The 20,489-nt window shown below is 70.8% G+C and carries 12 protein-coding genes and 1 pseudogene; 12 read left to right on the top strand and 1 reads right to left on the bottom strand.

From position 1 onward, the window contains the following. Nucleotides 1–29: 29 nt before the first annotated feature. The 12 genes and pseudogenes from FZ025_RS05200 to FZ025_RS05145 all read left to right on the top strand — a co-directional run bounded on the left by FZ025_RS05200 (nucleotide 30) and on the right by FZ025_RS05145 (nucleotide 19,173). Nucleotides 30–1,919 (top strand): glycosyltransferase family 2 protein, encoded by a 1,890-nt coding sequence (locus FZ025_RS05200; RefSeq protein WP_244292516.1) that lies wholly within the window; start codon nucleotides 30–32, stop codon nucleotides 1,917–1,919. Beyond that, the gene (locus FZ025_RS05195; protein WP_104557794.1) at nucleotides 1,867–3,381 is read left to right on the top strand and encodes a hypothetical protein; all 1,515 of its coding nucleotides are present in this window, start codon (nucleotides 1,867–1,869) and stop codon (nucleotides 3,379–3,381) included. Before FZ025_RS05200 ends, FZ025_RS05195 begins: the two co-directional genes overlap by 53 nt. Next, a complete protein-coding gene (locus FZ025_RS05190) occupies nucleotides 3,363–4,352 on the top strand; it encodes a glycoside hydrolase family 113 (protein WP_104557792.1) in 990 nt (329 codons plus the stop codon). Before FZ025_RS05195 ends, FZ025_RS05190 begins: the two co-directional genes overlap by 19 nt. 137 nt (nucleotides 4,353–4,489) lie before the next feature. Further along, complete coding sequence (pncB, locus tag FZ025_RS05185) at nucleotides 4,490–5,671, top strand: nicotinate phosphoribosyltransferase (RefSeq protein ID WP_104557790.1); 1,182 nt, start codon at nucleotides 4,490–4,492, stop codon at nucleotides 5,669–5,671. A 221-nt stretch (nucleotides 5,672–5,892) separates the two neighbouring features. Then, nucleotides 5,893–6,351, top strand: a complete 459-nt coding sequence (bcsD, locus tag FZ025_RS05180; RefSeq protein ID WP_104557788.1) for a cellulose biosynthesis protein BcsD — start codon at nucleotides 5,893–5,895, stop codon at nucleotides 6,349–6,351. A gap of 49 nt (nucleotides 6,352–6,400) precedes the next feature. Next, complete coding sequence (locus tag FZ025_RS05175; RefSeq protein WP_104557786.1) at nucleotides 6,401–6,853, top strand: hypothetical protein; 453 nt, start codon at nucleotides 6,401–6,403, stop codon at nucleotides 6,851–6,853. Between the two features lie 97 nt (nucleotides 6,854–6,950). Next, nucleotides 6,951–9,104, top strand: coding sequence for a UDP-forming cellulose synthase catalytic subunit (gene bcsA, locus FZ025_RS05170; RefSeq protein ID WP_104557784.1), 2,154 nt, complete (start codon nucleotides 6,951–6,953; stop codon nucleotides 9,102–9,104). A gap of 47 nt (nucleotides 9,105–9,151) precedes the next feature. Beyond that, the gene (gene bcsB, locus FZ025_RS05165; protein ID WP_104557782.1) at nucleotides 9,152–11,437 is read left to right on the top strand and encodes a cellulose biosynthesis cyclic di-GMP-binding regulatory protein BcsB; all 2,286 of its coding nucleotides are present in this window, start codon (nucleotides 9,152–9,154) and stop codon (nucleotides 11,435–11,437) included. Next, on the top strand, nucleotides 11,434–12,591 hold the full coding sequence (gene bcsZ, locus FZ025_RS05160) for a cellulose synthase complex periplasmic endoglucanase BcsZ (protein WP_104557780.1): 1,158 nt from the start codon (nucleotides 11,434–11,436) through the stop codon (nucleotides 12,589–12,591). The genes bcsB and bcsZ overlap by 4 nt, the downstream gene beginning before the upstream one ends. Beyond that, entirely contained in the window at nucleotides 12,579–17,120 is a 4,542-nt protein-coding gene (locus tag FZ025_RS05155; protein WP_104557778.1) for a cellulose biosynthesis protein BcsC, read from the top strand. Before bcsZ ends, FZ025_RS05155 begins: the two co-directional genes overlap by 13 nt. Before the next feature lie 175 nt (nucleotides 17,121–17,295). Then, nucleotides 17,296–17,811 (top strand): peptide deformylase, encoded by a 516-nt coding sequence (locus tag FZ025_RS05150; RefSeq protein WP_104557776.1) that lies wholly within the window; start codon nucleotides 17,296–17,298, stop codon nucleotides 17,809–17,811. Nucleotides 17,812–18,179: 368 nt separating this feature from the next. After that, nucleotides 18,180–19,173: pseudogene (locus tag FZ025_RS05145) on the top strand (metal-dependent hydrolase). A 230-nt stretch (nucleotides 19,174–19,403) separates the two neighbouring features. Here the strand turns inward: FZ025_RS05145 and dusB are convergent. Next, nucleotides 19,404–20,402, bottom strand: coding sequence for a tRNA dihydrouridine synthase DusB (gene dusB / locus FZ025_RS05140; protein ID WP_104557774.1), 999 nt, complete (start codon nucleotides 20,400–20,402; stop codon nucleotides 19,404–19,406). Between the last annotated feature and the right edge of the window lie 87 nt (nucleotides 20,403–20,489).

The raw sequence follows: 20,489 nt of genomic DNA, 5'->3' as shown, positions 1-20,489 counted from the left end.
CCGTGGTCGACGGCAGCACCGGCGAGGCGATCGTCCTGCTCGGCAGCGTGCCCGAGCCGCGCGGCTGGCAGACCCCGATCGGCACCGCGCTGGTCGAGGCCGGGGTCATCGACGCGGCGCAGCTGCAGGATGCGCTGGCGCTGCAGGCGCGCTGGCGTTCGCGCCTGGGCGATGTGGTGCTGGCGCAGCGCGGGGTCACCGCACTGCGTTTCTATACCGTGCTGTCGGCGCATTTCGGGCTGAACTTCGTCAACCTGTTGCAGCAGCCGATCGACTCGGCGCTGTTCGAACCGCAGCGGCTGGCCGACTACGCGCAGCGGCTGGTGCTGCCGTGGCGGCAGGAAGAGGGCCGGCTGGTGCTGGCGGTGGCCGATCCCGGCCCGGAGACCTTCGCCTGGGCGCGCAATCTGTACGGTGAGGACGTGCGCTTCGTCGGCACCTCCAAGTTCGACATCGTCTGGGGCCTGCAGCAGCAGGCCGATGCGCAGCTCACCCACGATGCGCTGAACCTGCTCGCCGAGCATGCGCCGGAGCATTCGGCCAAGCAGGTGATCACCCGCAGGCAGGTGGTGTTCCTGTGGGCGCTGGTGCTGCTGCTGAGCCTGGTCCTGGTGCTGTGGCCGGTGCCGAGCCTGATCACGATCAACACGGTGATCGGGGTGGGGTTCCTGGCCACCTTCTGCCTGAAGTTCGTGCTGGCCTGGCGCGGCGCGCACCGCCGCATCGACATCAAGGTCAGCGACGAGGAGGTCGCCGCGCTCGGCGACGAGGACCTGCCGGTGTATACGGTGCTGGTGCCGATGTACAAGGAGCCGGACGTGCTGCCGATCCTGGCCAACGCCTTGCGCCGGCTCGACTACCCGACCTCCAAGCTGGACGTGAAGCTGGTGCTGGAGGCCGACGATATCGAGACCATCGAGGCGGCCAAGGCGCTGGGCCTGGAGGCGTTCTTCGAGATCATCCGGGTGCCGCCGTCGCAGCCCAAGACCAAGCCGAAGGCGTGCAACTACGCGCTGCAGTTCGCGCGCGGGCAGATGCTGACCATCTACGACGCCGAGGACAAGCCGGAGCCGGATCAGCTCAAGCGCGCGGTCGCCGCGTTCCGCAAGTCGCCGGCCGACGTGGCCTGCATCCAGGCGCGGCTGAACTACTACAACGCCGACGAGAACTGGCTCACGCGCATGTTCACGCTGGAATACACGCTGTGGTTCGACTTCTACCTGCCGGCGCTGGAAACGCTGCGCATCCCGATTCCGCTGGGCGGCACCTCCAACCATTTCCGCCTGGACATCCTGCGCAAGGTCCGCGCCTGGGACCCGTACAACGTCACCGAGGACGCCGACCTGGGCGTGCGCCTGACCCAGCAGGGCTACCGGGTCAGCGTGGTCAACTCGACCACGTTCGAGGAGGCCAACGTCAGCATTCCCAACTGGATCCGGCAGCGCTCGCGCTGGCTCAAGGGCTATATGCAGACCTGGCTGGTGCATATGCGCGATCCGCTGCAGCTGTACCGCTCGGTCGGCTTCCGTGGCTTCTGGGGCTTCCAGCTGTTCGTCGGCGGGACCTTCTTCACCGCGCTGGCCGCGCCGCTGATGTGGTTGAGCTACGGCCTGTGGCTGGTGGCCGGATCGAGGTTCTTCGATCCGTTCTTCCCGCCCGCGCTGCTGTACCTGAGCCTGCTCAACCTGCTGCTCGGCAACGGCTTCCTGATCTACATGACCTTGTTGGCGGCGTTCAAGCGCGACTACTTCCGGCTGGCGCCGTACGCGCTGACCGTGCCGCTGTACTGGCTGCTGCAATCGGTCGCCGCCTACAAGGGCCTGTGGCAGCTCATCCACAATCCGTTCTACTGGGAAAAGACCACCCATGGCATCAGCAAGCACATGGCCGAAGAGCGCCGCGCCGCACTCGACGACTGAGACGCCGCGGCGCCCGCGCGGCGTGGCGGTGTTCGTGGCCACCGCCGCAGTGCTGGCGCTGCTGTGCCAGCGGTTGCTCGCGCACGGCTACATGAGCGACGACGCGATGGCGCAGTACGCCAAGCTGCTGCTGTTGCGCGACGCGGCCGGCTTCCGCACCGAATATCTCGGCTTCCTGTATGCGCAGGCCTCGCTGTACCTGGGCCTGCTGATCGGCGGCGTGCCGGGGCTGTCCACGCCGTTGCTGCCGTACCTGGTGGATGTGCTCGCCGGCGCGGCGATGGTGACCCTGCTGTGGCGCGACATCGCCGCGGACCTGGGCCGCGCCTGGGCCTGGAGCCTGTGCGCGGCGCTGCTGCTGCAGCCGTTCTTCCTGTGGCCGACGCTGTCGGGCAACAACCAGGGCGTGGGCCTGCTGCTGTTCTACTTGACCTGCCGCGCGCTGCGCCATTTCCGCGGCGACCCGGAAGCCTTCGCCTACCTGCGCCTGGCGCTGGGCCTGTGCCTGCTGTTCTTCGTCGACGAGCGCGCCTTCTTCCTGGCCGTGGCGATGGCGCCGTGGCTGGGCCTGATCGCGCCGCAGGGCATGCTGCGGCGCGCGCCGCTGTCGTTCTACCTGGTCTGCTACCTGCCGTTCCTGTTCGCGGTCGCGACCTGGATGTACCTGAACTACCTGTTCTTCGGCGATGCGCTGCTGTTCGTGCGCGACCAGCATTCGGCGTTCCGCGGCAGCTACGCGCAGGCGGCGCTGCAGCCGTGGCTGCAGCAGGCGATGGCGCGGCCGTGGTGGCCGCCGCTGTGGCTGGCGCTGGCCGGCCTGGTCACCACGCCGCTGCTGTTGCTGGCGCGGCACACGCGCCTGCGCAGCACCTGGCGCTGCGTGCTGGTCGCGGCCTGCACCGTGATCGGCGCTGGCACGCTGGCCGCCTGGGCGCGTTTCAGCGCGCAGCCGCTGGATTTCCTGGCGCTGATGGTGGTGCCGGCGGCATTGGTGCTCGGCGACCTGCGCCGCGCGCTGCGCTGGCTGGCGCTGGGCTTGCTGCTGCTCGGCGCCGCCGTCAGCGCCTGGGTCATCGCGCAGACTGCCGCGTCGACCACCCGCGATTGGGCGGCGGCGCTGTACGCGCCGGTGGTGCCGCGGCACCCGGACGAAGCGCGGCTGGGTGCCTGGCTGGCCGAGGCGCGGCTGCCGACCCTGCTCGACGATCGCGCCGGCTACGCGGTGATCGCGGCGCGCGGCGATGCGCAAGGCCTGATCCTGCCGTTCGACCCGCGCTTCAAGCGCGCCCTGGACGACCCGGGGCAGATGCCGGCGCAGGTGGTGGTGGCCGACCCGGCCAGTCAGGCCGGCGCCCTGGACAGCGTCAACCGGCGCCTGCCGCAGCTGTGGCAACAGGGCTTGCCGGGCTACAGTCTGGTTTACCGACAAGGGGCCTACCGGGTATGGCGTCGATTGCCGTGAGGGTGTTGGCCGGCATGTTGTTAGCGCTGAGCGCGGGCGGCTGCGGCGCGGCGCCGCCGGCGCCGGCGCCGTGGATGGGCGCCAACGTCAAGGTGTCGGCGCAGGCGCCGTGGGGCAGCGCCGCGGCGCAGCGCTCGCTGCAGCAGCTGGCCGACGCCGGTGCCGAGCGCGCGCTGCTGGTCGCCTTCGTCTGGCAGGCCACGCCGCAGTCCGACGATCCGGTGCTGGGCAGCGACAGCAGTCCCGAGCAGGTGCGTGCCGGCCTGCGGCAGATGCGCGCGGCCGGCCTGCAGCCGGTGCTGAAGGTGCATCTGTGGATCCCGGGGCATTGGGCCGGCGATGCCGCACCGGCCGATCGCCAGGCCTGGTTCGCGGCCTACCGGCGCGTGCTGCTGCAACTGGCGCAGGTCGCCGTCGACGAGCAGGCCGGGGCGTTGATCGTCGGCACCGAATTGCGCGGCCTGCAGGACGCGCCGCAGTGGCCGGCGCTGGTGGCGGCGGTGCGCCAGGTCTATCGCGGCCCGCTCGGCTATGTGGCCGACGGCCTGGAGCAGGCCGAGCGCTTCGGCTACTGGGACCGCTTCGATTTCGTCGGCACCAGCCTGTATCCGGCCTTGGCGTCGGTGCCGGCGCAGCGGCTGGCGCAGATGCGCGCGGCGGCCGCACGGGTGCAGGCGCTGGGCACGCGCAGCGGGCGCCCGGTGTGGGTGGCGGAATTGGGGCTGCGCTCGGCGCGCGGCAGCCTGGCCGCGCCATGGGAGAGTCCCGAGCAACGCAATGCCGCGGTGGACACCGCGCTGCAGGCGCAGGTGCTGCAGGACTGGCGCCGCGTGCTCGGCGAGCAGCGCATCGCCGGCATCGCGCTCTGGTGCTGGTACACCGATCCGGACGCCGGCGGCGCGCACGACAGCGATTTCACCGTGCAGCACAAGCCGGCGCAGGCGGTGCTGGCGCGGCGCCCCGCGCCCTGACGCATCCTGTGTAGGAGCAGTTTCAAGCGCGACGGGCTTCGCCGGGAAACGCCGTCGCGGCTGATGGCCCGAGGCCACCCGGAGCTCCTACACGGGAAAGGCGGGAGCCGGCAACACGGTGGGCGCATAATCGCGCGATGATCATCGATTCGCTGCTCGACACCGACCTCTACAAGTTCACGATGATGCAGGCGGTGCTGCACCAGCATCCCGGCGCGCAGGTGGAATACCGCTTCAAGTGCCGTACCCCGGGCATCGACCTGGCGCAATTCCTGGAGCAGATCTCGGCCGAGATCGATGCGCTGTGCACGCTGCGCTTCCGCGCCGAGGAACTGGACTACCTGCGCGGCCTGCGCTTCATCAAGCCGGACTTCGCCGATTTCCTGGCGCTGTTCCATCTGGACCGCAAGTACCTGCAGCTGCAGGCCTCGGCCACGGTGCCGGGCGAGATCGAACTGAGCATCCGCGGGCCGTGGCTGCACACCATCCTGTTCGAGGTGCCGCTGCTGGCGATCGTCAACGAGGTCTGGTTCCGCAATACCGGCGGCGACGACCATGCCGAGGGCCTGCGCCGGCTGCAGGCCAAGATCGCGCTGCTGCGCGACAGCAGCGGCTACGGTGCGTGCGCGATCGCCGACTACGGCACCCGCCGCCGCTATTCGCGGGCCTGGCACGGCGAGCTGTTGCCGGTGCTGCAGCAGACCCTGGGCGCGCAGTTCGTCGGCACCAGCAACGTGTATTTCGCCTGCCGCTACGGGCTGACCCCGCTGGGCACGATGGCCCACGAGTACCTGCAGGCGTTCCAGGCGCTGGGCCCGCGGCTGCGCGATTCGCAGGCCGCGGCGCTGCAGTCGTGGGCGCGCGAATACCGCGGCGACCTCGGCATCGCGCTGTCCGACGTGGTCGGGCTGGATGCCTTCCTGCGCGACTTCGACCTGTACTTCTGCAAGCTGTTCGACGGCATGCGCCACGACTCCGGCGACCCGTTCGAATGGGGCGAGCGCGTGCTGGCGCACCTGCAGCGGCAGCGGGTGGACCCGCGCAGCAAGATCCTGGTGTTCAGCGACGGCCTGGACATCGACAAGGTGATGCGGCTGTACGCGCATTTTCACGGCCGCTGCATGCTCGCCTTCGGCGTCGGCACGCACCTGACCAACGACCTGGGGCCGACGCCGCTGCAGATCGTGATCAAGATGGTCCGCTGCAATGGCCAGCCGGTGGCCAAGCTCAGCGACTCGCCGGGCAAGAACCTGTGCGACGACCCGGCCTATCTGGCCTATCTGCGGCACGTCTTCGACGTGGCGGCCGATCCTCGATAATGGGACGTGCGCCTGCCACGCCCCGGCCGCTTGCGACGAAAATGGCGGCCGTCGTGCGCCGCCGCAGAGGGACTTTGCTGTGGCGCAACAGTGCGCTACCATTTGCGGCAAAGTGAGAACTGTGTCGCATTAATGGCGGTCCCGCCGTATTGGCACTGTGCTTGCTAAGTACCTTGCATCCAGTATCCGCCGTGCCAATTTCCCGTCAGAGGCATCACCCGATGAGCTCTCCCGAGCTACACACGCATTTCCGCACCCAGGCCTGTTCGCGGCAGTGGCGCGGCTTCCTGCGCGCGTTGGCTCAGGAGTTCGCGGCAGAACTGGCGGCGGAGGACATGGCGTTGCTGATGGCGCGGATCGGCCGCCGTTTCGCCAGCGAGCATCCGATCGGGGTCTGCGCGACGCTGGACGAGGTGCAGGCCGGGGTCAACCGGGTCTGGGACCGGATGGAGTGGGGGTATGCGCGTTTCGAGGAGCAGGCCGACCGGGTCGACCTGCACCACGTCGGCTCGCCGTTGCAGATCGCCCTGGCCGGGGAGACGGCCGGAGCGGATGGGTTCCTGGAAGGGGTGTACCACGCCTGGTTCGAACAGGCCGGCATGTTGGCGGGTCTGGGGATCCGCGCGGTGCCGGCCGTCGAGGAGGACGTCCGTCGTTTCGTATTGTGCCGGGTCGCCTGAACGGGCCACCCGATTCCACCGGCTACACAATCATCTTAGGGGGTGATCGATGTCCAACAAGACCGACCATGCGGGCGCCGATGCGGCCGATGACATTTCCAGCCTGTTCGCCAAGCTCGGCAGCCAGGGCGCCAGCGCGTACCAGGATTTTTCCGGGGCGCGGCTGAGCGCGCCGGAACCTGCGGCCGCCGCACCGCCTGCTGTCGCACCGCTGCCGCCTGCCGCGGCGTTGGCGTCGGCGGCATCGGCTCCGACGCTGTCGGTGGTACGTGCGCCGGCCGAACCCAAGCTGGGGGTGGGGGTGGCGCCGCCCGCGGCCCGCCCGGTCGCTGCCGAGCCGGCTCCGGCGCCGCTCGCCAGGCCCGCGGCGGCGGAGCCGGCGTTGCCGGCGTCGGCCGGCACGGCCACGCCGCTGACCGGGTTGTTCCAGCGCCTGCTCGACAGCGGCCGCGATCGCGCAGCGGCGCCCGATAGCCCGCTCAAGCGCTTCCAGAACCGCTGAGCCGTGCGCGGCCGCTGGCGCCGCGCCTCGTCGTCCTGTTGCCGCGCGGAGGGGAAACCGCGCGCCGGCTTCTCCCCCCTTTCGTTAGGAATCGCTGATGAGCGCTGCGTCCGCATCGCGTACCGGTCAACCCATGCACACATTGGCCACCTGGTCGCTGTGGGCGCTGGGCGCCTTGTTGTTGGTGTTCGTGGTCGCCATTCCGATGGACGTGCCGCAGCAGCTGCTGTTCTCGCTGGTGGTGTTCGCCGCGGCGATGCTGCTGCGCCGCAGCGGCAGCCGGCTCGCCGTGCTGGTGATGATGGCGCTGTCGCTGGCGATGTCCTCGCGCTACATCTGGTGGCGCATCACCCAGACCATGGGGGTGGGCAGCGTGGTCGATCTCAGCCTCGGCCTGTGCCTGCTGCTGGCCGAGGTGTATGCCTTCACGATCCTGGTGCTGGGCTATTTCCAGGTGCTGTGGCCGCTGAACCGGCGCCCGGTGCCGTTGCCCGCCGACCAGCGCCAATGGCCGACGGTGGACCTGTTCATTCCCACCTACAACGAGCCGCTGTCGGTGGTGCGCTCCACCATCCTGGCCGCCAGCGTGATGGACTGGCCGGCGGACAAGCTCAACATCTATCTGCTCGACGACGGCCGCCGCGACGAGTTCCGCGCGTTCTGCGTGCAGGCCGGCATCCACTACGTCACCCGCACCAACAACTTCCACGCCAAGGCCGGCAACATCAACGCCGCGTTGAAGAAGTCCAGCGGCGAGTACGTGGCGATCTTCGACTGCGACCACATCCCGACCCGCTCGTTCCTGCAGGTGGCGATGGGCTGGTTCCTGCGCGACCGCATGCTGGCGGTGGTGCAGATGCCGCACTACTTCTTCTCCGCCGATCCGTTCGAGCGCAACCTCGGCAACCACGGCAAGGTGCCCAACGAGGGCGAACTGTTCTACGGCCTGCTGCAGGACGGCAACGACCAGTGGGACGCCACCTTCTTCTGCGGCTCGTGCGCGGTGATCAAGCGCAAGCCGCTGGAGGAAGTGGGCGGGGTGGCGGTGGAAACCGTCACCGAGGATGCGCACACCGCGCTGAAGCTGCACCGGCACGGCTACCGCAGCGCTTATCTGACCGTGCCGCAGGCCGCCGGCCTGGCCACCGAGAGCCTGTCCGGCCACGTCGCCCAGCGCATCCGCTGGGCGCGCGGCATGGCGCAGATCGCGCGCCTGGACAACCCGCTGCTCGGCAAGGGCCTGCGTCTGTCGCAGCGACTGTGCTACGCCAACGCGATGCTGCACTTCTTCTACGGGCTGCCGCGCATCATCTACCTGACCGCGCCGCTGGCCTACCTGTTCTTCGGCGCGCACGTGATCCACGCCTCGGCGCTGATGATCCTGGCCTACGCGCTGCCGCACATCCTGCAGGCCAACCTGACCAACCTGCGCACCCAGGGCAAGTTCCGCCATCTGCTGTGGAACGAGGTCTACGAGACCACGCTGGCCTGGTACATCCTGCGTCCGACCCTGGTGGCGCTGTTCAATCCCAAGCTCGGCACGTTCAACGTCACCCCCAAGGGCGGCCTGGTCACGCGCAGCTATTTCGACCGGCAGATCGCCAAGCCCTATCTGTTCCTGCTGGTGCTGAACCTGGCCGGCCTGGCCGCCGGGGTACTGCGCCTGATCTACGTGGATGCCACCGGCGAAGCGCAGACGATCTGGTTCAACCTGGTCTGGACCGTCTACAACGTGCTGCTGCTCGGCGCCACCATCGCCACCGCCAGCGAGATGCGCCAGGTGCGCCGTTCGCACCGGGTGCCGCTGGACATCCCGGCCACGCTGTACCTGCCGGACGGCCAGGAGATCGCCTGCCGCAGCGTCAACTTCTCCACCGGCGGCATGGCGCTGCGCCTGATCGAGGCGGTGCCGGTGGAACCGGATGCGCTGGTGGAGGTGGCGCTGTCGCACCGCAACGTCGAAAAGCGCCTGCCGGCGATCGTGCGCCACGACCGCGACGGGCACATCAGCGTGCAGTTCCGCGCCATGTCGATCGAGCAGGAGCGCTGGCTGGTCGCCTGCACCTTCGCCCGCGCCGACATCTGGGTGTCGCAGTGGGGCCGCCACGACCGCGACAAGTTCTGGAAATCGCTGGGCCAGGTGTTCGCGGCGAGCATGCGCGGCTTCAAGCGCCTGGGCCAGCACATCGGCGACAGCGTACGTAGCGGCTTCCGTCCGGCGCGTCCGGCCGGCGAGGAATCCGCGCCGTGAGCCGCGTCTTTTCTGTTTTTCTTCCCTCTTTCTTCCGGTTGCCCTCGATGCGCCTACCTGCCTTGGCTGCGTGCTGCCTCACCATCCTGTCCGGCCTGGCGCTGGCGCAGGAGCCCGCGCTTCCCGCCGCCCCGGCGGCGCCGGCCGCAACCGGCACTGCCGCCGCGCCGACGCTGGGCGTGCAGGAGCGGTCGGCGACGCTGAAGCAGCTGGGCATGGACTACGAGATCACCCTGCGCGGCATCCAGGGCAGCGCCGGGGTGGCGTTCAGCGCGCGCACCGACGAGGTGGTCGAGGCGGCGACGCTGCACCTGAGCTACAGCTACTCGCCGGCGCTGCTGCCGGAACTGTCGCACCTGAAGGTCACCGTCAACGGCGTCACCGTGGCGACCCTGCCGGTGAGCCGCGAGAACGCCGGCAAGCTGCAGCAAAGCGACGTGCCGATCGATCCGCGCCTGGTCGGCGACTACAACCAGCTCAACCTGCAGCTGATCGGGCACTACACCCGCGAGTGCGAGGACCCCGACCACACCAGCCTGTGGGCGAACATCGACCCGGCCACGCGGCTGTCGCTGCGCACCACGCCGCTGGTGCTGGCCAACGACCTGGCGCTGCTGCCGGTGCCGTTCTACGACAAGCGCGACACGCGCCGGCTGGAACTGCCGTTCGTGTTCCCGCAGCGTCCGGACCTGGCCACGCTGCGCAGCGCCGGCATCGTGTCCTCGTGGTTCGGCGCGCAGGCCGGCTACCGCGGCGCGCTGTTCAACGTCTCCATCGGCGACGTGCCGGCGACCGGCAACGCGGTGCTGTTCGCCACCGCGAACACGCTGCCGGCCGAACTGGCCACCGCGCAGAACGGCCTGGGCGAGATCGCCGGCCCGACCCTGGCGGTAGTGTCCAACCCGCGCGATCCGGCCGGCAAGCTGCTGCTGGTGCTCGGCCGCAACGACGCCGACCTGCAGCAGGCCGCCACCGCGCTGGCGCTGGGCACGCCGTTCAACGGCGCCGTGGCCAGGATCGGCGAACTCACGCAGGCGCAGCCGCGCAAGCCCTACGACGCGCCGAACTGGATCTCCAGCGACGCCCCGGTGCGCTTCGCCGACCTGGTCGCGCAGACCTCGCAGCTCAATGTCAGCGGCTACCATCCGGACCTGATCCGGGTCGGCCTGCAGCTGCCGCCGGACCTGTTCGTGTGGCAGCGCGACGGCATCCCGGTCAACCTGCGCTACCGCTACACGGTGCCGGACGTGCGCAACAAGTCCGCGCTCAACGTCAGCATCAACGATGCCTTCGTCACCACCCTGCCGCTGAGCGGGCGCCCCTACGCCGAATCGCTGCCGCTGCAGTGGTGGCACGACCTCAAGGCCAAGGGCGCGATGCCGGTGGAGCAGAAGCTGCTGCTGCCGACCGGTCCGTTCTCGGCCAACAGCCAGCTGCGCTTCCACTTCTTCTTCGACCGCCCGCAGGCCGGTGAATGCAAGAACACCTTCCCCGACGTGTCCGGCGCGATCGACGCCGACTCGAGCGTGGACCTGCGTTCGTTCCACCACTACATGGCGATGCCGAACCTGGCCGCGTTCGGCAATGCCGGCTATCCGTTCACGCGCCTGGCCGACCTGTCCGAATCCACCATCGTGGTGCCGGACGAGGCCAGCGACCAGGACGTGTCCAACCTGCTGACCCTGCTCGGCAAGCTCGGCGCGTCCACCGGCTACCCGGCGCTGCGCGCGACCCTGATCCATGCCGGCGAAGTGGACCAGCACGCCGACAGCGACCTGCTGGTGTTCGGCTCCTCGCGCTCGCAGCCGCTGTTCCAGCGCTGGAGCGAGCATCTGCCGATCGGCGACGGCGCCAGCGGCCGGCGCTTCTCGATGAGCGACTGGGTGCTGGACAAGCTGCCCGGCTTCCTGTCCTTCGACGCGCGCCGCACCGATCTGCCGACCACCGCCGAAGTGGCGGTGAAGCCGGCCCCGGGCGACGTGGTGCTGATGGGCTTCGAGTCGCCGCTCAAGCCCGGGCGCAGCGTGGTCGCGCTGCTGGCCGAGGACCCGGCCAGCGTCGGCCAGTTGTTCGACGCCTGGTTCGAGCCGGCCACGCTGAAGGATTTCCAGGGCAGCGTGGTGTTGCTGCAGCAGGGCAAGATCCGCAGCCTGGCCGGCAACCAGGCCTATTACGTCGGCCACCTGCCGCTGCCGACCTGGGCGCGCTGGTACTTCGCGCAGCATCCGCTGCTGCTCGGCCTGGCGGTGGTGGTGCTGAGCCTGCTGCTGGCGCTGGCCGCACGCGTGGTGCTGCGCCGGCATTCGGCGCAACGGTTGCGGGAAGGGCAATGACCGCGCACGCGCGCCAGCGCCGCCGCGTGCTCGGCGGCGTGCTCGCCGCGGGCGCGGCGGCGCTGCTGCCGGCAACGCCGGCCGCGGCGGCGGCCTGTGCGCCATGGCGTGAGTGGAGCGGCTTCGTCGCCAAGCACATCGACGCCAACGGACGGGTGATCGATTTCAGCAACCCCGATCAGCGCAGCACCTCCGAAGGCCAGTCCTACGCGCTGTTCTTCGCGCTGGTGGCCAACGACCAGGTGCTGTTCGACCGGCTGCTCGGCTGGACCCGGCATAACCTCAGCGGCGGCCGTCCGCAACAGGTGCTGCCGGCCTGGCTGTGGGGCCGCGCCGGCGACGGCAGCTGGCGCGTGCTCGACGACAACACCGCCAGCGACGCCGACCTGTGGATCGCCTATGCGCTGCTGGAGGCCGGGCGGCTGTGGAAGCGGCCCGGCTACACCCAGGCCGGCATGCAGATGCTGGCGCTGGTAAGGCGCCACGAACTGGCCGAGCTGCCCGGCTTCAGCGCCATGCTGTTGCCGGCAATGAAGGGCTTCGCCAAGCCGCCGCGCTGGACGCTCAACCCCAGCTACCTGCCGATCCAGTTGCTGCGCCGTTTCGCCGCCGCCAATCCGAAAGGGCCGTGGGCCGGGCTGGCGCAGCGCAGCGCACGCCTGCTGCGCGACAGCGCGCCGGTCGGTTTCGCCCCGGACTGGATCGGCTGGGACGGCCGCGCGTTCGCGGTCGATCCGGGCAAGGGCGCGCTGGGCAGCTACGACGCGGTCCGCGTGTACCTGTGGGCCGGCATGCTCGATGCCGGCGAGCCGCTGCGCAAGGCGCTGCTCGAGGACCTGTCCGGTCCGCTGCAACAGCTGCAGGCGCAGGGCCATTTCAGCGAGAAGGTGGACACGCGCCTGGGCGTCGGCAGCGGCACCGCGCCGCCCGGCTTCGCCGCCGCGCTGCTGCCGTACCTGAGCGCGCTGCGCCAGCCGCTGCTGCTGAAGGCGCAGGCGCAACAGATTCCCGCGCCCGGCGATGCCGCCGCGGCGAAACTTCCCTATTACGATCGGGTGCTGGTCCTGTTCGGGCGCGGCTGGCTCGATAACCGCTATCGCTTTTCCGCAGACGGCCTGCTGCAGCCCGCCTGGAGAACCCAATGTTCCGCATGAAACTCAAGCCTCTCTGCCTGGCCGGCATGATCGACCTGTGCCTGCTCGCCGGCACCGCGCACGCGCAGACCGGCAACGCCACCCAGCAACTGGTCGGCCAGGGCAACTACTGGCACGACCAGGGCCGCGACGACCTGGCCGCCGATACTTGGCGCAAGCTGCTGCGGGTCGACCCGAACCAGCCCGATGCGCTGCTCGGCCTGGCCCAGATCGACCTGGCGCAAGGCCGCCAGAGCGAGGCGCGCAAGCGCCTGCAGCAGTTGCAGAAGACGCATCCGCAGGCGCCGCAGACGCAGCGCCTGAGCCAGGCGATCGGCGGCAGCGGCGACAGCGTCAACCTGCGCAACGCGCGCCGCGCCGCCTCGGCCGGACGCTACGTGGAAGCGGTGCGCGAGTACCAGGCGCTGTTCGACGGCAAGGCGCCGCCGGACCACCTGGCGCTGGAGTACTACCAGGCCCTGGCCGGCACCCCGCAGGGCTGGGACGGCGCCCGCGATGGCCTGCGCCGCCTGGCCGCCGCGCAGCCCAACAACAGCGCCGTCGCGCTGGCGCTGGCGCAGGTGCTGACCTACCGCGAACCGTCGCGGCGCGAAGGCATCGCCCAGCTCGGCGCGATGAGCAAGCGCCCCGATGTCGGCGGCCCGGCCCGCGCCGCCTGGCGCCAGGCGCTGCTGTGGCTCAATGCCGGCAGCGCCGACGCGCCGCTGTACCAGGCGTTCCTGGCGGCCAATCCGAACGATGCCGAGGTTGCCGCCAAGGCCACCAAGCTGGGCGAGCAGCGTGCCGCGCAGGCCGGCGATCCGGCCGGCGAACAGCTCGGCGAGGCGTTCAAGGCGCTCAACGCGGGCAATCTCGCGGTGGCCGAGCAGCGCTTCACCCAGGTGCTGCGCGCGCGTCCGCGCGATGCCGACGCGCTCGGCGGCCTGGGCTCGGTGCGCCTGCGCCAGCAGCGCTTCGGCGAGGCGCAGGAACTGCTGCGCCCGGCCGCGGCCGGCAACGGCAAATGGCGTTCGGCGCTGGACAGCGCGCGCTACTGGCTGCAACTGCAGCAGGCGCAGGCCGCGCGCGGCCGCGGCGACAGCGACGAGGCGCTGCGGCTGACCCAGCAAGCGCTGAAACTGCAGCCCAACGAAGCCACCGGCTACGTGCTGCTCGGCGACCTGCAGGCGGCCAGCGATGCGGCCGCGGCCGAACGCAGCTATCGCCAGGCGTTGGCGCTGGGCGCCGACAATGCCGGCGCGCTGCAGGGCCTGATCGGCCTGTACAGCCGCCAGGGCCGTGCCGACGAGGCCAGCGCATTGTTCGCCAGGCTCAGCCCGGCGCAGCGCGAGAAGGCCGGCGGCGAAGCCACGCTGCGCTCCAACGTGCAGCGCGCCCGCGCCAAGCAGGCGCTGGAGGCCGGCGACACGGTGTCCGCGCAGGGCGAACTGGAAGCGGCGATGGTCGAGCGTCCGGCCGATCCGTGGGTGCGGCTGGACCTGGCGCGGCTGTACCAGCAGGCCGGGCGCCCGGACCAGGCGCGCAGCGTGATGGACGGCCTGCTCGCGGTGCACGGCGACATGCCCGAGGCGCTGTACGCCAGTGCGCTGCTGGCGCAGGACCGCGGCGACTGGGCCGGCGCCTACGCCAGCCTGGAACGCATCCCCAGCGCGGCGCGGAGCGCGGAAATGAGTGCGCTGCGCAACACCGCCTGGGTCGAGCAGCAGGCTGCGCAGGCGCGGCTGCTGCAACAGCAGGGCCGCGCCGGCGAGGCGCAGCTGCTGCTGGCGCGCACCGAGGCCGCGCTCGGCGGCGCGCTGGAACAACCGGCGCTGCTGGCGTCGATGGCCGGCGCCTACGCCGACATCGGCAGCAACCAGCGCGCGCTGACCCTGGCGCAGCGCCTGGTCGCGCAGAACCCGAACACCGAGGCGCGGCTGCAGTACGCCAGCGTGCTGCTGCGCGCGCAGCAGGACGCCGAACTGGCGGCGACGCTGCGCCAGTTGCGCGACACCGACATGAACGCCGAGCAGCAGCGCCGCTACCAGGCGCTGCGCAGCGGCTACACACTGCGTCAGGTGGATGCGCTGCGCGAACTGGGCAACCTGGAAGCGGCCTACGACGCGCTGGCGCCGCTGCTGGCGCAGCAGAACCAGGATCCCAAGGCGGTGGCGGCGCTGGCGCGGCTGTACGCCGGCGCCGGCGACCAGCGCCAGGCGCTGGTGCTGTACCAGCAGCAGCTGCAGCAATCGCCCGACGACCTGGACACGCTGATCGCCGCGGCCAACACCGCCGCCGCGCTGCGCGACCTCGGCAGCGCCGAGGACTACCTGCAGCGCGCACTGGCGAAAGCGCCGGAGTCGCCGGCGGTGTTGAGCGCCGCCGGCCGCGTGTACCGCAGCGCCGGCAAGAGCCGCAAGGCCGAAAGCTATTTCCGCGCCGCGCTGGCGGCGCAGGCGCGCGAGGCCGGCCAGCACGACAACGGCCTGCCGGCCGCCAACGGTCCGGCGTCCTTCGCCGGCGCCGGGCGCCCGCTGAACCCGTTCGCCGGCATGAGCGGACGCATGCCGCGTAGTCCGGCGGTGGTCTCCGACAGCCTCGGCGGCGGCTATCCGGCGCCGGCCTATGCCGCGGCCGGCCAGGTTCCGCTCCCGGCGATGCCGGGCGCGGCCGGTGCGGGCCCATTCCCGGCGATGCCGGCCGCCGCCGGCGCGACCTACGCCAGCGGCGGCGACGACCTGCCGCCGCCGGCCAGCGCCAGCGCTGCCGGCGGTGTGCAGTTGGCGGCGCTACCGGTGCCGGGCCAGCGCGCGCCGGCAGCTGCCAGCGTGGCCCCGTCCTACTATCCCGACGACCGTGTCGCCACCACCGGCAGCGCGCGCCAGGCGCAGGCGCTGGCCAATCCGGCGCGCAGCGGCAGCGTGCTCGACGAACTGCGCGAAGTGCAGTCGGAGAACAGCGACAGCCTGGCCGCCGGCGCCACCTACCGTGCGCGCGACGGCGAGGCCGGACTGGGCAAGTTGAACGACCTGGAAGTGCCGCTGCACGGCGAATTCGCGGTCGGCGAAGGCAAGCTCAGCGTCGACGTCACCCCGACCCTGCTCGACGCCGGCACGCTCGACACCGCCTATTCCACCGCCAGCCGCTTCGGCGCCGGCCCGAGCGCGGCGATGGGCGATGCGCTGGCCGCCGATCGCACCCCGATCGACGATCTGGTCGGCAGCGACCTGTACCAGCTGCTGCTCACCGAGGGCGACAGCAACGCCACCCGCAACGCACTGCGCACCTATGCGGTGAACACCGGCCTGTACAACGAGCTGTACAACGACACCGACGCCAGCTTGACCAACGCGCAGCGCGAGGCCGCGGCCCTGCAGGCGCTGTATGCCGAGCCGCTGTCGGCGTTCCTGCTCGGCAACATCGCCGCGGACGTGTCGATCAGCACCCTGGCCAGCGCCATCCTCGGCGACGCCTCGCGCAGCGCCGACCTCAGCGCGGCCGACATCGCCCGCTTCCAGGCGCTGGCCGCCAACAGCACCGCGGCCAGCCTGACCCCGGCCGGCTTCAGCCAGGCGCTGTACACGATGGCCGCCAATGGGTCGGCCTCGCGGCGCATGGACCAGGACGCCAGCGGCGTCGGCGTGGCGGTGAAATACAAGCACGGCGGCTTCGCGGCCGACCTCGGCAGCACCCCGATCGGCTTCCCCGAACAGCGCATCGTCGGCGGCGTCGGCTACCGCGGCCAGATCGGCGAGAACCTGACCTACTCGGGCCAGGCGTTCCGGCGCGCGGTCAGCGACAGCCTGCTGTCCTTCGCCGGCGTCGACGACGGCCGCGCCGGGCTGCGCTGGGGCGGCGTGACCAGCAACGGCGTGCGCCTGTCGGCCACGCTCGACAACGGCCTGCTCGGCGGCTACGCCAACCTGACCGCCGATCGCCTGGTCGGCCACAACGTCGCCGACAACGACCACCGCCAGGTGGACCTGGGCGTGTACGTGCACGCGCTGGAAACCGAGAACCAGTCGCTGACCGCCGGCCTCAACCTGACCGCGATGCAGTACGACAAGAACCTGAGCGGCTACACCTACGGCCAGGGCGGCTACTTCAGCCCGCAGGATTATGTCGACCTCGGTTTCCCGGTGCACTGGAGCGGGCGTTCGTCCGGGCGCAAGGTCAACTGGAGCGTGGACGCCAGCGTCGGCGTGCAGCATTTCCGCAGCGACGACAGCAACTACTTCCCGACCAGCGCGCAGATGCAGCAGGACGCCTACGACGCGGCATCGCTGGCCGCGCTGCTGGGCCTGGTGGACACCTACACTGCGCCGGTCTATGCCGGGCAGAGCAAGACCGGCGTGTCCTACAACCTCGCCGGCGCGGCCGAGTGGCAGCTGGCCCCGCAGCTGTTCCTGGGCGGGCGGCTGATCTTCAACAACGCCCGCGACTACAACCAGTTCAGCACCAACCTCTACGTGCGCTTCGTGCTCGACCGGCTCGGCGCCGGCCTCGGCCGTCGCCCGCAGGTGCTGGCCTCGCCGTTCATGGGCGAGTAGGGCAGGGGATAGTTGGGGCGCTTGCGGTTGCCGGGCTGGGTGCACTGTGGGAGGGGCTTCAGCCCCGACGCCCTCCGCAGCCGGAACGCTTGCCGTCGCACCAACGCCCGGCAACGCTGCAGGCGCGCGCCGCTCGGCGGATAATCGGGGCGGCATTCGGCCACAGGAGCAGGGCATGATCCGCGACATCATCCGCATGGGCGACCCGCGCCTGCTGCGCCTTGCGCAGCCGGTCGGCAACTTCGGTAGCGCGCAGCTGCACGCCTTGGTCGCCGACATGTTCGAGACCATGGACGCCGCGCGCGGCGTCGGCCTGGCCGCGCCGCAGATCGCGGTGGACCTGCAGCTGATGGTGTTCGGCTTCGACAGCAATGCGCGCTATCCCGAGGCGCCGGCGGTACCGCGCACCGCGCTGGCCAACGTGCAGTTCGAGCCGTTGTCCGACGAACTGGAGGACGGCTGGGAAGGCTGCCTGTCCATTCCCGGACTGCGCGCGGTGATTCCGCGCTACCGGCACATCCGCTACCGCGGCCTGGACCCGGACGGCAGCGCGGTGGTGTGCGAGGCCGAGGGCTTCCATGCGCGGGTGGTGCAGCACGAGCACGACCACCTGATCGGGCGGCTGTACCCGTCGCGGATCCGCGACTTCGGCAAGTTCGGCTTCGAGGACGTGCTGTCCTACGCGCTGTAGCGCCGAAGGCCGCGCGGTTCTCGCCGTATCTGCGCGACCGGTTTCCGCCAGGCGCTGCCGCTCCTTGCGGGAGCGAGTTCAGTCGCGACAAGCGAAGCGCCAGGGCTTGCCGGGCGGGGATGCAGTCGGGACTGAACTCGCTCCCGCAAAAGCCGGCATGCCGGACTCGCAGTGAGCGCCCCTTGTGGGAGCGACTTCAGTCGCGACGAACGCAGCGATGAACTTGCCGAGCCTGGACGTTGTCGGGACTGGGGTCCTTCTACAAAAAAGGCATGCCATGACGTCGTCGCGCGACCTCCGGCGCAACCTTGCCCGGTCGCCAAGCCCGCGCACATGGCGGCAACGTCCACGCCTGCTGGCATCGGCCGATGGATTCCCTCACCCAGAGCGTGCTCGGTGCCGCCGTCGCCGCTGCCATTGCGCCCGCGCAACATCGCCGCGCCGCCCTGCTCGCCGGCGCGGCGCTCGGCACCGTGCCCGACCTCGACTCGCTGCTCCTGCTGCCGCTGCTCGGCTGGCTGCTCTGGTGGCTGTACCGGCGCTTCGGCCATGGCCGCGCGGCCGCGGCGCCGCGGCGCTGGTTCTGGGCGATGCAGCTGGCCTTGATCACGCATCCGCTGCTCGATGCGTTCACCGTCTACGGCACCCAACTGTGGTGGCCGCTGCGGCCGCCGCCGGCGATGTGGTCCAGCGTGTTCATCATCGATCCGGGCTACACGCTGTGGCTGCTCCTGGCCTGCGCCATCGCCTGGTGGGCGCGCGCGCGGCGCAGCAGGCGCTGCTGGCCGGGCTGCTCCTGAGCAGCGCCTACCTGGGCTGGTCGCTGCCAAGCAGCTGGTCGATCGCCAGGTCGACCGCGCGCTGGCGGCGATGGGCCTGCAGCACGCGCCGTGCTTCTCGGTGCCGATGCCATTCAACACGCTGTTGTGGCGGGTAGTGGCGATGACGCCCAGCGGCTACGTGATCGGCGAGCGCTCGCTGGTCGCCGACCGCGGGCCGATGCGCTTCCAGGGCCATCCCTCCAACACCCCGGCGCTGGGCGACGTGCGCGCGCTGCCGGCGGTGCAGCGGCTGGCCTGGTTCAACCGCGGCTTCATGCGCGCCCAGGTCAAGGATGGCGAACTGGTCCGCAGCGACCTGCGCATGGGCCTGGAGCCGGACTACAACTTCAACTTCGCGGTGGCCCGGCAGCACGGCGCCGGCTGGCAGGCGATCGAACCGCGCCAGCGGCAGGCCGCCTATCGCGCACCGGTGGCGCGCGGGCAGATCGGCGCGGCGCTGGCGCGGATGTGGCGGCGGATCTGGACCGAGCCTGCAGCGGTCGCGCCGATCGGCGCGCCGACGCAGTCCGGACTGCCCTGAGCGGATCTGGGAATCGCCGCACTCCCTCGGTCCGCGTGCGGATGCTGCCACGTCCGCCAGGGGAGCACGCGCCGGTGCCGTCGATCTGGTCGAAGGCATGAAGGCACGAAGGCATGAAGCAGAGCAGGCGCGCTTGTTGCAGCGGCCGCACTTGCGGGCTATCGGAGACGCCGCACAGTTGGTGCAGGGACGCGCTGCGAACGCATCGCGTGGTCCTGGGCCCGCAACGTTCAGGCCGCGGCGGGCAAGGCCGGCGCCAGGCCGGCGATCAGCGCATCGAAGTAGTCGGCGGTCAGCGCCAGCTGCGCGGTTGCGCTCTCGGCGCGGTTGACCACGGCGCGGAACGCCGCGTTCTCGGGCCGGTCCTTGGCGTACCAGCCCAGGTGCTTGCGCGCGATGCGCACGCCCTGCGCTTCGCCGTAGAAATCGTGCAGCGCCTGCAGGTGGCCGAGCAGGGTGTCGCGCACCAACTGCAGCGATGGCGCCGGCAGCAGTTCGCCGGTCGCCAGGTAGTGCGCGATCTCGCCGAAGATCCACGGCCGGCCCTGCGCGGCGCGGCCGATCATCACCGCATCGGCGCCGGTCGCGGCCAGTACCTGCGCGGCCTTGTGCGGCGAATCGATGTCGCCATTGGCGATCACCGGGATGCGCAGCGCGGCCTTGATCTGCGCGATCGTGGCGTATTCGGCCTGGCCGTTGTACTGCTGATCGCGGGTGCGGCCGTGCACGGCCAGCGCGGCGATGCCGCAGTCCTCGGCGATGCGCGCGATGGCCGGGCCGTTGCGGTGGTCGCCGTCCCAGCCGGTGCGGATCTTCAGCGTCACCGGCACCGGCGAGGCGTTCACCACCGCGCTGAGGATGCGCGCCACCAGCGCCTCGTCGCGCATCAGCGCCGAGCCGGCCCAGGCGTTGCACACCTTCTTCGCCGGGCAGCCCATGTTGATGTCGATCAGCTGCGCGCCGTGGTCGGCGTTGTAGCGCGCGGCCTCGGCCAGCTGCTGCGGCTCGGTGCCGGCGATCTGCACGCTGACCGGGTCCGGTTCGCCGGCGTGGTCCATGCGCTGCAGCGATTTGCGGGTCTGCCACAAGCGCGGGTCGGAAAGGGTCATCTCCGACACCGCCAGGCCGGCGCCGAGGCGCTTGCACAGCAGCCGGAACGGCTTGTCGGTGACCCCGGCCATCGGCGCCAGGATCACCTTCGGTTCGATCGTGTAGGGGCCGATGCGCATGCGGCCATTGTCGCCGCCGCCGCGGCCGCTGCCAAACGCGTGCGGTTCAGCGGATCGACGAGTACAACTGGAAGCCGTCGGCGCTGC

Source organism: Xanthomonas hyacinthi, assembly GCF_009769165.1.
GTDB classification, from domain to species: Bacteria; Pseudomonadota; Gammaproteobacteria; order Xanthomonadales; family Xanthomonadaceae; genus Xanthomonas_A; species Xanthomonas_A hyacinthi.
This window is presented reverse-complemented; position numbering and strand designations above follow the sequence as displayed.

What these genes read in the sequence shown, in the direction of transcription:
- FZ025_RS05155 (WP_104557778.1), top strand. Translation starts at nt 12,579, where the DNA reads ATGTTCCGCATGAAACTCAAGCCTCTCTGCCTGGCCGGCATGATCGAC.
- FZ025_RS05150 (WP_104557776.1), top strand. Translation starts at nt 17,296, where the DNA reads ATGATCCGCGACATCATCCGCATGGGCGACCCGCGCCTGCTGCGCCTT.
- bcsA (WP_104557784.1), top strand. Translation starts at nt 6,951, where the DNA reads ATGAGCGCTGCGTCCGCATCGCGTACCGGTCAACCCATGCACACATTG.
- pncB (WP_104557790.1), top strand. Translation starts at nt 4,490, where the DNA reads ATGATCATCGATTCGCTGCTCGACACCGACCTCTACAAGTTCACGATG.
- FZ025_RS05175 (WP_104557786.1), top strand. Translation starts at nt 6,401, where the DNA reads ATGTCCAACAAGACCGACCATGCGGGCGCCGATGCGGCCGATGACATT.
- FZ025_RS05195 (WP_104557794.1), top strand. Translation starts at nt 1,867, where the DNA reads ATGGCATCAGCAAGCACATGGCCGAAGAGCGCCGCGCCGCACTCGACG.
- dusB (WP_104557774.1), bottom strand. Translation starts at nt 20,402, where the DNA reads ATGCGCATCGGCCCCTACACGATCGAACCGAAGGTGATCCTGGCGCCG.
- bcsZ (WP_104557780.1), top strand. Translation starts at nt 11,434, where the DNA reads ATGACCGCGCACGCGCGCCAGCGCCGCCGCGTGCTCGGCGGCGTGCTC.
- FZ025_RS05190 (WP_104557792.1), top strand. Translation starts at nt 3,363, where the DNA reads ATGGCGTCGATTGCCGTGAGGGTGTTGGCCGGCATGTTGTTAGCGCTG.
- bcsD (WP_104557788.1), top strand. Translation starts at nt 5,893, where the DNA reads ATGAGCTCTCCCGAGCTACACACGCATTTCCGCACCCAGGCCTGTTCG.
- bcsB (WP_104557782.1), top strand. Translation starts at nt 9,152, where the DNA reads ATGCGCCTACCTGCCTTGGCTGCGTGCTGCCTCACCATCCTGTCCGGC.